This is a genomic window from Corallincola luteus (genome assembly GCF_004336975.1).
GTDB classification, from domain to species: Bacteria; Pseudomonadota; Gammaproteobacteria; order Enterobacterales; family Neiellaceae; genus Corallincola; species Corallincola holothuriorum.
The window spans coordinates 263120-275096 of the sequence record NZ_SJXE01000004.1; the positions used below are offsets into that span (position 1 = coordinate 263120).

14 protein-coding genes are annotated in these 11977 nt (G+C 48.0%); 6 read left to right on the forward strand and 8 right to left on the reverse strand.

What is annotated here, in order from left to right; genetic code table 11:
• Nucleotides 1-234 precede the first annotated feature (234 nt).
• From EZV61_RS10745 to EZV61_RS10760, 4 genes are read right to left on the reverse strand one after another with little or no spacing between them, the layout of a single operon-like run.
• A complete protein-coding gene (locus EZV61_RS10745) occupies nucleotides 235-639 on the reverse strand; it encodes a CBS domain-containing protein (RefSeq protein ID WP_114336752.1) in 405 nt (134 codons plus the stop codon).
• Entirely contained in the window at nucleotides 636-986 is a 351-nt protein-coding gene (locus tag EZV61_RS10750; protein WP_114336753.1) for a P-II family nitrogen regulator, read from the reverse strand. Before EZV61_RS10750 ends, EZV61_RS10745 begins: the two co-directional genes overlap by 4 nt.
• A gap of 1 nt (nucleotide 987) precedes the next feature.
• Nucleotides 988-1785 (reverse strand): DUF1538 domain-containing protein, encoded by a 798-nt coding sequence (locus tag EZV61_RS10755; RefSeq protein WP_114336754.1) that lies wholly within the window; start codon nucleotides 1783-1785, stop codon nucleotides 988-990.
• Entirely contained in the window at nucleotides 1782-2480 is a 699-nt protein-coding gene (locus tag EZV61_RS10760; protein WP_114336755.1) for a DUF1538 domain-containing protein, read from the reverse strand. Before EZV61_RS10760 ends, EZV61_RS10755 begins: the two co-directional genes overlap by 4 nt.
• A gap of 206 nt (nucleotides 2481-2686) precedes the next feature.
• Between EZV61_RS10760 and EZV61_RS10765 the strand changes: the two genes are divergently transcribed.
• On the forward strand, nucleotides 2687-3124 hold the full coding sequence (locus EZV61_RS10765; RefSeq protein WP_114336756.1) for a hypothetical protein: 438 nt from the start codon (nucleotides 2687-2689) through the stop codon (nucleotides 3122-3124).
• A gap of 33 nt (nucleotides 3125-3157) precedes the next feature.
• Here EZV61_RS10765 and ggt read toward each other — a convergent pair whose 3' ends face one another.
• Complete coding sequence (gene ggt, locus EZV61_RS10770; RefSeq protein ID WP_240695187.1) at nucleotides 3158-4903, reverse strand: gamma-glutamyltransferase; 1746 nt, start codon at nucleotides 4901-4903, stop codon at nucleotides 3158-3160.
• A 262-nt stretch (nucleotides 4904-5165) separates the two neighbouring features.
• Between ggt and EZV61_RS10775 the strand changes: the two genes are divergently transcribed.
• A complete protein-coding gene (locus EZV61_RS10775; RefSeq protein WP_114336757.1) occupies nucleotides 5166-5420 on the forward strand; it encodes a hypothetical protein in 255 nt (84 codons plus the stop codon).
• A gap of 33 nt (nucleotides 5421-5453) precedes the next feature.
• Here the strand turns inward: EZV61_RS10775 and EZV61_RS10780 are convergent, their stop codons facing one another.
• Entirely contained in the window at nucleotides 5454-6368 is a 915-nt protein-coding gene (locus EZV61_RS10780; RefSeq protein ID WP_131415552.1) for a class I SAM-dependent methyltransferase, read from the reverse strand.
• A 92-nt stretch (nucleotides 6369-6460) separates the two neighbouring features.
• Here EZV61_RS10780 and EZV61_RS10785 point away from each other — a divergent pair, with 92 nt between their 5' ends.
• Nucleotides 6461-6811, forward strand: a complete 351-nt coding sequence (locus EZV61_RS10785; RefSeq protein WP_131415554.1) for a hypothetical protein — start codon at nucleotides 6461-6463, stop codon at nucleotides 6809-6811.
• Between the two features lie 58 nt (nucleotides 6812-6869).
• Nucleotides 6870-7787, forward strand: a complete 918-nt coding sequence (locus EZV61_RS10790; RefSeq protein ID WP_338068540.1) for a TIGR01777 family oxidoreductase — start codon at nucleotides 6870-6872, stop codon at nucleotides 7785-7787.
• Between the two features lie 5 nt (nucleotides 7788-7792).
• On the opposite strand, the gene EZV61_RS10795 is transcribed toward EZV61_RS10790, so the two are convergent.
• Together EZV61_RS10795 and EZV61_RS10800 are read right to left on the reverse strand one after the other, a co-directional pair.
• Nucleotides 7793-10282, reverse strand: a complete 2490-nt coding sequence (locus EZV61_RS10795; protein WP_131415558.1) for an ABC transporter permease — start codon at nucleotides 10280-10282, stop codon at nucleotides 7793-7795.
• On the reverse strand, nucleotides 10279-10971 hold the full coding sequence (locus tag EZV61_RS10800; protein ID WP_114336762.1) for an ABC transporter ATP-binding protein: 693 nt from the start codon (nucleotides 10969-10971) through the stop codon (nucleotides 10279-10281). Before EZV61_RS10800 ends, EZV61_RS10795 begins: the two co-directional genes overlap by 4 nt.
• Here EZV61_RS10800 and EZV61_RS10805 point away from each other — a divergent pair.
• Both EZV61_RS10805 and EZV61_RS10810 read left to right on the forward strand, forming a co-directional pair.
• The gene (locus EZV61_RS10805) at nucleotides 10946-11581 is read left to right on the forward strand and encodes an arylesterase (protein WP_114336763.1); all 636 of its coding nucleotides are present in this window, start codon (nucleotides 10946-10948) and stop codon (nucleotides 11579-11581) included. The two genes, EZV61_RS10800 and EZV61_RS10805, sit on opposite strands and share 26 nt — an antisense overlap.
• A 28-nt stretch (nucleotides 11582-11609) precedes the next feature.
• Nucleotides 11610-11888 (forward strand): hypothetical protein, encoded by a 279-nt coding sequence (locus tag EZV61_RS10810; RefSeq protein WP_114336764.1) that lies wholly within the window; start codon nucleotides 11610-11612, stop codon nucleotides 11886-11888.
• Nucleotides 11889-11977 lie beyond the last annotated feature (89 nt).

The window sequence follows — 11977 nt, forward strand, 5'->3', positions numbered from 1 at the left end:
GCTCCTTTTTTTTTACTTGACATTTATTCGCGGGGATATTGAGAATTTGATTGTTCACTCTTCGATCAATAATTTTTATTGCATAAAAACAACAAGATAACGCCAACCACTTAATTCATCAACAAAGTTATCCACAAAATCTGTGGATAGTAATACGCACCATAAAACGTCTAACTAAGAAATTTGGTTAGTTGCAACTGTTTTCTTAATAGAGATTACATAAAAGTAAGACTATTAAGAGCCATTAAGCGCAAAACCTTTAATAACAATGTTGTTGTAACTGACGACACCTAACACCCGCCCTTCATCGATCACCGGAGCACGATGGATCCCAAAGCTATCGAACAAGCGAGCACAATACCTGACATCCATGCCTGAGCTAACAGACACTACAGGCTTAGCCATGATCTCATACAGATTGACCCTCGCAGGCGATTTGTCTTTCGCAATAACCTGCTTTGCAATATCGGAAAGCAGTACCATGCCAAATTCGTCATGTTCATCTCGTTTATCAATAATTAGTGCTTCAAGCCCCTTATCACCAATTAACTGCAGCGCTGCTTCGACCGTGATCAAGCCATCCACTAATTCAAATTTGTCGACCATTACTTGTTTCACCGGTACTCGCCGAATAGTCATAGTGTTTCCTCCACCTGTTTCTTAAGTGCAGCAACCTGATGGGCAACGCCAACGGCATCTTCTACGTCTAACTGGATTGCGATCCCTGCCCCTTTAGTTGCGTCAAATCGTCCTAGTTCAGAGATCTTTTCTAATACTTTTCTGGAAAGATGCTCCTCAACGAGAAAGAGTAAAACATCGCGCTGGGTTTCAAGGTCAAGCCCAAAAAATGTCTTATGCTTGCTTAACCCTTCGCCTCTCGCATTATTTATCACCGTCGCGCCCGTCGCCCCCGCGACCCTTGCAGCTTCCATGATAGATTCAGTTAACCCGTCTTCGACAAAAGCAATGATCAGTTTGAAATGCATGTTAATTTTGCTCCTGTTTTTTTGGCGAACCTTTGCGGTGTTCCTGCCATTCAGAAAGCTGCGCATACGCCATTACAGTAATAATGGGAAATAGGCTGGCAAAAGCGATCAGACCAAAGCCATCGACCAACGGATTACGTCCTGGTACTGTTTCAGCCAATCCCAACCCTAACGCGGCCACTAGCGGTACAGTTACGGTTGAAGTAGTGACGCCACCGGAATCGTAAGCCAATGGAATAATCAACTTAGGCGCCACGAAGGTCTGGATCACTACCACGACGTACCCTGCCAAAATATAGAAGTGCAGAGGGTCGCCCACCACAATGCGGTAACTTCCCAAGCTAATGCCGATAGCCACCCCTAACGCAACGGCAACCCTTAACCCCCAAACACCAATCGCGCCGCCAGAAACCTCGTGGGCTTTAATCGCCACCGCGATTAAGCTAGGCTCGGCAATTGTCGTGCTAAAGCCAATTGCCGCAGCGAAGATATAGATCCAGTAGTAATCTTTCCAATCAACGTGAAGGTCTAACTCGTGCGCGTGAGTGTAGATAAACTCTGGACGCGTTAACTGCTTTGCCATTAACTCGCCAAGCGGAAATAGCGCTTTTTCTAACCCAACCAAAAACAAGCTTAAGCCAATAATCACGTAGACAAAGCCGAGCATCACACGCTTAGTTCGTGGGATGGGCCGTCGTAACAGCACCAATTGAAAAACCAAGATGATGGTAATGATAGGCAACACATCAAGCATCGTATTAGCCGTGCTATAGAGTAGTTCTAGTAACAAGCCACTCATATCAACATCCCGTATATCATGACAAATATCATCGGTGTCAGCGACGCGAACGCAATCAAACCAAAACCATCCAGCATGGGATTACGCCCTTTAATCACACTGGATAGCCCGACACCTAATGCGGTCACCAAAGGGACAGTAATCGTTGATGTGGTGACGCCGCCAGAGTCATAGGCGATCCCAATAATCTCTCTCGGCGCAAAAACCGTCGTGATCAGCACCAAGATATAACCACCGGTGATCATCAAATGGATCGGCCACCCCCTAAGGATCCGCAATACACCTATCACAATCGCGACGCCTACAGACAAAGCAACCGTGAGCCTAAGGCCATCGGCATAAGACTCCATAGCTTCCTCGGTGCGAGCAATCATGTCACCTTCAGCCGCAACCTCCGCCGCTTCATCGGCCACGGCAATCAGGGCGGGTTCAGCAACGGTGGTACCAAAACCTAAACAAAACGCGAATGCTAAGAGCAACCAGACATTACCCTTCTGCGCAAAGGCATGGGCGAGATTTTCCCCCAGGGGGAAAAGACCAATTTCCAAGCCACGAATAAAGAACGCCAGTCCAGCCACAACTAGCAGCAAACCTATAAGAATTTCGGAGAAATTAGGTAACGGTTGTTGCAGCACAACCAATTGGAAAAAAGCGACAACGATGACAATTGGAAGCAGATCGCGAACCCGCCCCATCAAGGAAGAAAGTAGATTACTTAGCAGTTCCTTCAAAAGCCACCTAGAGAATCAGATAAACTTGTTGAATTAATAATGGGTTAGTTATCTGCTTAACGAAATACGATTATTCAGTTATGTGATGCATAGCGTAATCATTGGTATGTTTTGACCTATGAAAATGATTTATGCACTATAGACTGTGAAAAAAATTAAATGTGATGAAAATGAAAGCACGTCGTATTAACGCTCTTATCTCTTTGCTGTGTGCCTTTTTACTGCTAACTGGCTGTGAAGAGAAAGTCAGTACGCCTGAACAGGCGGCTATTGATTTCTTTGCTGCTATCTACATTCGCGCTGACGTAAACGAGGCTACCAAATACTGCATGCCGGAGTTGGCCGAGCTGTTAGTTCATTATCGCTCAGCACATTCCGTCAAACGCCATGTGGTTGGGCTGTCAATGAATGACGTTGAACTAACACTTAGCGACACGGATGCCGATTTTTTCCGTAAAGTAGCTACCCAAGCACAAGTAACCGTGCACTTTAAAGGAAAAATAGACGGTGGTGTTCGCGAGGATGAGCGCACGGTTATTGTTGTTAAGAAAGGTCTTGAATGGTACGTAGAATCGATCAAGCCAGATATATTCATGACCAATGGCTAACGTAATCAACGCTAGCCATTGCTGACTCAGGCACTATTCTGCCAACGCTAACCCTTCCCGCCGCGGGTCCGCTGCTGCGTCAATAAAGGTGTCCCCTACCTCAATAGCATGGATACCACTATTAAGGTCAATCAATCTCACCCTATGTCCTCTCACCTCTAAGGCTTTTTTTAGTAGAGCAATTTCAGTGCCCTTTTCCAGCGCAGTGTAATCATTTCTGTTAGTGACGCGAGGGAAGTCAATCGCTTGCTGTAAAGCCATGTTCCAATCGATACGCGCCAATAGGCTCCAGGCAACGTAGTCAATAATCCGACTTCCGCCCGGTGAGCCGATAACCAACCAGAGGCGGCCATCCGGTCTAAACACCATCGTCGGTGCCATTGAGCTTCTTGGCCTTTTACCTGGTTCAATACGATTAGCCACCGGCAATGCGCCACGTGTAGGTTGCAGCGAAAAGTCGGTTAACTGGTTATTAAGTAAAAAGCCTGCGACCATCAGTGAAGAGCCAAACCCCATTTCAATACTCGTCGTCATCGATACTGCATTACCACTCTTATCAACGATAGAAAGGTGACTAGTGCTCTCAAATTCGGGACTTGCATCCAAAGCTCTCAGGTAGTCGACCGGCTGCCCGGCTTCAACCACCCCGTCATCGCGGCCTGTAATTAAGCCTTGGCGCAATTTGATATACCTATCATCCAGCATCTCAGAAACCGGTACAGCGACGAAATCGCTATCAGCCATATAAATATTGCGATCTGCAAATGCTAACTTAGATGCTTGGGTAAACAGATGAACAGCATCAGCAGAAGTCGGCTTTAGGGCCTGTAAATCGCTTCCTTCTAACAGTTTAAGTAACTGTAGAACCGCCACGCCACCGGAGCTCGGCGGTGCCATGCCGCAAACTTTATAGCCTCGATACAGACCACAGATAGGTGTTCGTTCCAGCGCGGTATAATGATTTAAATCCTTTTCGCTCAGTAACCCAGGGTTAACCTTGGCATTGTTAACCACATAGGCGATGCGGCGAGCCAGCTCACCTTGGTAAAATGCTTTCGGCCCAAACTCGGCAATCGCCGTCAACGTATCTGCCAGTGGCTGATTAACCAATAAGCTACCCTCAGCTATCGGTTTACCATCAGGGAAAAAATAGGCCTTGTTCGATTCAAACAATCCCATGCCTGGATTAATATTGGCAGCCACCAACTTAGCCAATCTGGGAGAGACAATGAAGCCCTCTTTTGAGAGCTTGATTGCGGGCTCGAACAACACTTTCCATGGCAACACGCCATGCTTGTCATGAGCCATTTTCAACATGGCGACCACACCAGGGACACCAACCGAGCGCCCGCCCACCAAGGCATCTTTCCACGCCATTGGCTTACCATCTGGCAGTAGAAACATATCGGGCGTCGCTGCTTGCGGGGCGCTTTCCCGACCATCCAGGCTGGTCAACGCACCTTCTTTAGCATCGTAGTGCAGCATGAATGCGCCACCACCAATGCCGGATGATTGCGGCTCAACCAGGGTCAATACCATCTGCGCCGCAATAGCTGCATCCACGGCACTGCCGCCCGCTTTTAGCATAGCCATCGCAGCTTCACTGGCGTGCTTATTCGCCGTGGCAACCGCAATGCTACTGCCGCGCGCTGTTGTTTTCGCACTTAATCCTAACGCTTTTTCCGGCTCTAGCTGCTCCTGTGACTCCAGCGGGGTGGCCAATAATCCCAACGGAAAAAGAAGCACGACCAACAGCCACCAGCGATTTATCCCACCCACGTTATCTCTCCCTATGATGCACAGCGCCTGAACAGTTAAGACTAAAAAATACTACAATCACTCAGTTTAACAGACTCACTTCTCAGATCCGTGGCGCTTTCAACATGTTAGAAATAAATAGATACTATTTTGTTAATAAACACTTTAATTTTCACTGGCTTGCTGGCATTCAAGGCTTGTATGCTGTTATAAAGATCAATGACGGTTGGATTGGCTAGATGGGCAAAATTAAACCCACGCCCCCTAATTAAGGAGTTAATAAATGAGTGGCAATATGATGATTGTTGTTTTAGTGGCGATTGTGTTCGCTTACTTGGCCTTAACACAGTTCAGCGCCAGAGGCCGCCGTCATAATGCATTAAAGCAGCGGGTGGATATGCTTGAAACCGAACTGGCAATCTATAAGCAATATGTGAATAAAGAAACACTTGAAGCAATAAACCAGCGCCTACAAGTCGTTGAAAAAATTGTCACCGACGAAAGCTATGATTTAAAAAAAGAGATTAACGATCTTTGATAGCTAACAGGAGAGCCTGTTAGCTATCTGCTATTAGCTACCATACCTGTAATGTAAAACCTTGAGCGCCTTTTCAGGAAAACGATCAGCAAAGGCTGCGGGGTTTGGCAAACGCTGCACAAAACTCAATTCAGGCGCCCCTTCTTCAACCATCGCGGTTAGATATTCACTGTCTTTTTCTGGCGCATTTAAACAAAGTAATATATCTGCTCCCTCTTCTGCCAAAGAACTGAGCCGCCTAATCACTTTCGGATAGTGTTTATCCAGGGTGAAACTACTGCCTTGGAAAGAGGGTGGATCAACGATAATCAAACCATAGGGTCCGAAACGTTTTAGCTTTCCCCAACTATTAAAAAGGTCGTGTCCGAGGAACCTTGCTCCATGCAGATCATTTTTTACATGATTTTGCTTACCGACACTCAGTGCACCTTTGCTCATATCCAAGTTCACCACACTGTCTGCGCCACCCGCTAGTGCAGCAACAGAAAAGCCACAGGTATAACTGAATAGATTGAGAACAGAACGCGCTTTGGCATGTTCCAACACCCACTTCCGCCCTTCCGCCATATCTAAAAATAAGCCATGATTTTGATGGTTGAGCAGATTGACCTTGTATTGCAGCTCGTGTTCGGTGACCCATAAAGGCTGTGAAACCTCACCATGCAGGCACTCTACTGGCGCACCTTTTAAATAGCGACGTTGGCAAAGGACATCTTGGATAGGCATCTGCCATTGCCGAAACTGATCCACTACCGCATCAACAAGCGTATTCACATCATCGTCACTTACTTCACTATAAAAAGTGAACAACAGATGGCTCGCATACCAATCGATAGCAATCGACTCTGCACCAGCGGTTAGCTGGCCTCGACCATGTAATAATCGTTCAGCATTTTCCACAGATTTAGGTTTTAAAAGTGAAGATAGGATATTTTTTGTACAGTTCATGCTATTCTTGTCACCAATTCGTCATCAAAATGTTGTAAACTTACAGAATTAGATGACATTGCATCGCATTCATGGGTTTTAAGGAGGTCAAGATGTTGACCTTAGTATTGAGCGCTATTTTTATTGCTACTATTCACGGCTATCAAAGGCTAAAAAGCGTAGACCGCACCTTTGCAGACCGGCTAATCAAGTCGATGATCCTATGTGTTTTAGCCACCGCACTGGCGATGTTTAGCGACACAATGACCACAGAAACAATGGCTAGCAAAAGCTTACAGGCAGGCGCTCGTATGGCTGCTGTCGGTATTGCCATGGCGGCTGTCAGCCGTGCTTTGCTAGTCATACTGCAATTTGCCAATCATCGTCGCGAAAGTGGCTCTTACGAGATCACCTCTTCATCCAATGATAATTCGGAGGATGACCTACTGCCCTGCCGAGGATAGTGTATAGTTTATCGGGTTTCGTTTGTGACACAATCCGTTATCACTTTGCACAGCATAGGTGACCTCATTGAACATATTGATCACTGGCGGCACAGGCTTCATTGGCAGCGCACTCACCAAGCACCTTAAAAACCAGCATAAGGTGACAGTGTTAAGCCGCCACCCCTCATCAGCACAAAAACAGCTTGGCTTCGACGTCAAGATCATCTCCTGCCTTAACGACCTTAATGATCTTGACCCATTTGATGCAGTGATCAACCTTGCCGGCGAACCAATAGCCAACAAGCGCTGGAGTAAAAGTCAGAAGTCTAGAATTACTGGCAGTCGTTGGCACATTACCAGTACGCTCGTGCAGCTCATGCACACTAGCAACAACCCACCATCCATTTTCCTGAGCGGCTCCGCGATAGGGATCTATGGGCGACAAGGCAACGAGGCTATTGATGAATCGTTTACAGATCATCATGACGAATTTTCCCACCGGATCTGCCAACGGTGGGAAGAGTTAGCGGAAGGTAAGCCAGACAATGTCCGCCTCTGTATATTGCGAACGGGGATCGTACTTGGCACCAAAGGCGGAGCCCTGAAACGTATGCTACCGCCATTTCGATTTGGGCTCGGCGGGCCGCTTGCCAGCGGCGAACAGTACATGTCGTGGATCCACATTAACGACATGGTTAAAGCCATAATATTCTTACTTGATCACCCAACAGCAAACGGCGTTTTTAATCTAACCGCCCCCTCTCCCTGCACTAACCAGGAGTTTACCGATGCGCTAGGTAAACAGCTGGAACGTCCAGCGGAATTCAGATTACCACGCTTTTTACTGCGCCTATTGTTTGGCGAAATGGCCGATTTATTGATTTACGGCCAACGGGTCGTACCATCACGACTACACGAGCATGGCTTTCATTTCTGTCATAGCCGATTAGATGAGGCATTGGCGAGCCTACTGGCTCGCCCTAAAACAAAGTAGTGTTGTCAGTGCGTTGCCACGCGCGATTTTGACGCCCGTAGCAACCTACTGGTTAGCCAAAACGCCAGCGGTAATGTCGCCAACATGCCGACAACAGGTCCCAGCAACCACAACTGCCCATGCCAGCGGGGAGATTGTTCGAATATCCATAAGGCCTGCGCACCTAACAGCGCCTCTGCGATCACCGACGCAATCACACCAGCCAATATGCCAACCAAAACAAACTCCGCCATCAACAGACGTTTTAAGGCACTATCACTGGCACCAAGTATGCGATAAATATGCAGTTCACGGTGGCGGCGGACAAAACTCCCCATCACCAACGAAGCCGTCACCAGTAACGCTGTTATTAACACCAACACCACTAGCAAGGTCACCACTTGCACGATCTGCACTAGATAGCCGGCAAATTTCGCTAATATTTGCTCAATATCAATCAAGCTCACAGCGGGATATTGCCGCATATTGGTATACAACCAATCCCTACTCTCATACGGCAAGTAGAAGCTGGTAATATAAGTATGTGCATAAGCATCCAAACTACTTTTTGGGAAGATCACAAAAAAGTTCGGACGCATCGATTTCCAGTCTAATGAACGTATGCTAGTGATCGGTAGAGATATCTCGCCACCGGTAACAACAAAAGTAAGCCGATCACCCAATTCAAGTTCGAGCCGCTTAGCCATACCCTCTTCAACAGATAAACCTTCGCCGTTGACGGTTTTCTGCCAGTCACCCGCTTCGATTACATTATCTTCAGGTAACGCATCAGTCCAGGTCAGGTTCAACTCTCTATTGATCCCTCGACGTCGTCCTTGCTGCTCTTTTATGGCGGCTTTGCCATCACGATCATCGACCACCTTTTCACCATTAATGCTAGTTAAGCGGCCACGAATAATGGGATAAAAACCGCTTAAGCGTCCTTTCTGGTTGGTGATCTGCTGCGCCAGCACAGTGCGCTCATCTGGGTTTACATTGACCAAAAAGAAATTAGCCGTTTGCTCGGGTACCAGGCGTTGCCATTCATCAATAAGATCTGAACGCACAAATACCATCGCCAAAGTCAGTGCAATGGCGAGAGTTAAGCCGACCATCTGGATCGTCACTCGAACCCGTTGCCGCACCAATAGCAGCATTGCCAAGTGCAATGTTTTCATCTGCGCCGGTACACGAATTCGTTCGACCAATAGCAGAACACCACTGCTCAACAGCGTTAAAACGATGATTAACCCAAGCATAAGTAGCAGATTTAACCAACCACTCACTAATCCGGTTAACAGCACAAAACCGACCCCGAGTAACACACCGCCTTTCACAGCTGGCGCCTTGGGGGCGCGCTCCGCAGATTCCAGTAATTGACGTGGTCCAACACGGAACAGGTAAGCCAGCAGAGGTGCCAACAAGCAAACGCAAGCCACAACCCCACTGAGCGCAGCCAACAAGTATGGCCGCACGCCGATTGATTGTTCGGCTAGCAGCGGCGCAAAAGAGGCCATCTGCTGAGCCGCCATATAATCAAGACCACTACCAACCAATAACCCAAACGCAACGCCTGCAAATACAGTGATACCTAAGTGCAGGCCAAACTGCGCCAATAACAAACGTTGAGAAGCACCCAATATCCGCAGTACACCGATCCGCCGAGTTAATGGGCCGGCATAGGACTGTAACGAAGACCACATCGCGATCAGGGTCAGCGCTAATGCTGACACCATGGCCAAAAATAGCACCTGTTGTGCACGTTGATAGGCATCCCCCAAATTAGATTCGCTATCAACTAACGAGGTCAGGGTGTGGCGCTCTTTTTTGTTCTGCTTGAGCCACTGGTACCAGTCATCAACGAGCTGTGAATCGCCACTAAAGAGATAACGGTAATTAACGCGGCTACCCGGCCTTATAACACCGCTTCTTGCAACATCGTCGAGGTGGATTAAGCTAGGAGGCGACGAGCTAAACACCCCAAAAGCAACATCCGGTTGCTCCAGCAAGTAGTGGCTGAAAGTCAATTCAGTATCGCCAACTTCAACATTCTCCCCCACAGCAACTGACAGCTGTAGCGCCAGCGTTTCACTCAACCAAACCGTGCCTTGCTCGGGGCCATGCGTCACCCAGTAGCCTTCGCTGCCAATGGTATCGCTGATGCGGAGTTCACCCCGGAGTGGGTAACCATGAGCTACCGCTTTCACTGATGACAACTGCAAGCGGTCTCCAGCGAACATCATGGTAGAAAAACGCAACATCTGGGTACTGTTCAGCCCCCTTAATTGGGCATCATCTAACCATGACTGGTCAACCGGTTGCGGTGCAGAGAGGACAATATCGGCGGCTAAGAAACCAGAAGTGGAACGTTGTAAAAACACCTCGATACGCTGGCTGAGAGCCAAAAACCAGAACAGGATTGCCACCGCCGCGGCCAGGGATATCCACCAAAGATAGAGCGACGCACCTCTGCGCTCCCCTTTAAGCATGTTTAAGCTGTTTGCCAGCAAACTCATTGCTTCACGACCTCCAATTGGCCATTGGTGAGCCTAAGTACCCGCTGACACTTTGCTGCTAACGCCTCATCGTGGGTCACAAGCAAAAGTGTGGTTCCTTGCGCTTCATTTAGCTCAAACAGCAGCTCACTAATGTGCTCACCGTTGGCACGATCCAGATTACCTGTCGGCTCATCTGCAAGCAGAATGTTAGGTTGATGGACAAATGCGCGAGCGATCGCCAGACGCTGTTGCTCACCGCCCGACATCTGTTGTGGATAGTGGCGCGCCCTTTGCGCAAGGCCAACCTTTTCCAGCATCCCTTCAGCCTGACCTTTGGCGAGTATTTTTCCACACAGCTGCGAGGGCACCGTCAGGTTCTCAACCGCCGTTAACTCGGGGATAAGCAAAAATGATTGGAAAACAAAACCAATATGCTCAGCACGCATTGCTGCTAATGCTGATTCGGAGATATTAGTGATGCTCTGCCCCGCCACCGACACTCCTCCTGCCGAAACGCGCTCGAGCCCGGCGGCTAAAGAGAGTAATGAACTCTTACCCGCGCCAGACGGCCCGATAATGGCGACCGTTTCACCCTGCTTGACTTGTAACGACACACCATCGAGGATGGAGAGGCTGCCTTCAGGGCCGTCAACTGTATAACTGACTTGTTGGAATTCAATCATGTTTAACGCTGTTTCGTCTCGCATTAGCGCTTTTTTCCTCATACTTATTTTTGCGTTGCCTGCCTATACGTATGCCCAAGAGAAATCGACCATTATTGTTCTGGGTGACAGTCTCAGCGCGGCCTATGGCATGTCGATTGAACAGGGTTGGGTGCACTTATTGAGTGACCGGTTAATTGCCGAAGGTAACAAAACTAGCGTGGTCAACGCCAGCATCACCGGCGATACCAGCGACGGTGGATTACGCCGGCTGCCAGATCTCCTTACCAAGCACCAGCCAGATGTTGTCATCATAGAGCTAGGCGGAAACGATGGCTTACGTGGGTTTGATCTGCAACATACAGAACAACAGCTAGCACAATTGATTACCGCATCGAAAGCCGCAGGGGCAACCCCGCTGTTAGTTGAGATCCTACTACCACCAAACTATGGAAAGCGCTACACAGCGGCGTTTCAAGCGATCTACCATCGCTTGGCGGAAACACATCAAATTACACTTGTTCCCAGCTTTTTACCTGCTGTCGCAGAAAACCCCGCGCTGATGCAAGCCGATGGTATTCATCCGGCAGCAGACGCGCAACCAATCATTGCCACCCACATGCTACCGTTTATCAAGCAGGTGATCGCCAAGTAGAAATGACGAATTCAAGGAGGATCTGTTTATGTCTGGTTACAAAAAAACACTCTCCCCGTATCAAAAGCAAAAATACAAAATGGCTTTAATAGGCGCAGTTGTCGCCTTTCTCGCATTTATTATCGCGCTTCAGGGAATTGCCACGCTAGGTGCTGGCTTCGTTTCGCTGTATGGCATATTGATGTGTCTCTACAATCTTTTACTCGGAAAATTCAACTACGACGAGGTCGATTCAGACATCGACAATCGCCACGAAAGTGCCGCAAAGACTGTAACTAATGCATCTAAACAAGATAGACAACGCTAACCCCGCGAGCAGATCGCACTCGTTAACAACCTATATTTCAGGCAAAAAAAAGGAGCCAATGGCTCCTTTTTTATTGCTGCAACGAAATG

Coding starts and splice junctions, on each gene's coding strand:
- EZV61_RS10745 (WP_114336752.1), bottom strand. CDS start 639: ATGACTATTCGGCGAGTACCGGTGAAACAAGTAATGGTCGACAAATTT.
- EZV61_RS10750 (WP_114336753.1), bottom strand. CDS start 986: ATGCATTTCAAACTGATCATTGCTTTTGTCGAAGACGGGTTAACTGAA.
- EZV61_RS10755 (WP_114336754.1), bottom strand. CDS start 1,785: ATGAGTGGCTTGTTACTAGAACTACTCTATAGCACGGCTAATACGATG.
- EZV61_RS10760 (WP_114336755.1), bottom strand. CDS start 2,480: ATGGGGCGGGTTCGCGATCTGCTTCCAATTGTCATCGTTGTCGCTTTT.
- EZV61_RS10765 (WP_114336756.1), top strand. CDS start 2,687: ATGAAAGCACGTCGTATTAACGCTCTTATCTCTTTGCTGTGTGCCTTT.
- EZV61_RS10775 (WP_114336757.1), top strand. CDS start 5,166: ATGAGTGGCAATATGATGATTGTTGTTTTAGTGGCGATTGTGTTCGCT.
- EZV61_RS10780 (WP_131415552.1), bottom strand. CDS start 6,368: ATGAACTGTACAAAAAATATCCTATCTTCACTTTTAAAACCTAAATCT.
- EZV61_RS10785 (WP_131415554.1), top strand. CDS start 6,461: ATGTTGACCTTAGTATTGAGCGCTATTTTTATTGCTACTATTCACGGC.
- EZV61_RS10795 (WP_131415558.1), bottom strand. CDS start 10,282: ATGAGTTTGCTGGCAAACAGCTTAAACATGCTTAAAGGGGAGCGCAGA.
- EZV61_RS10805 (WP_114336763.1), top strand. CDS start 10,946: ATGTTTAACGCTGTTTCGTCTCGCATTAGCGCTTTTTTCCTCATACTT.
- EZV61_RS10800 (WP_114336762.1), bottom strand. CDS start 10,971: ATGCGAGACGAAACAGCGTTAAACATGATTGAATTCCAACAAGTCAGT.
- EZV61_RS10810 (WP_114336764.1), top strand. CDS start 11,610: ATGTCTGGTTACAAAAAAACACTCTCCCCGTATCAAAAGCAAAAATAC.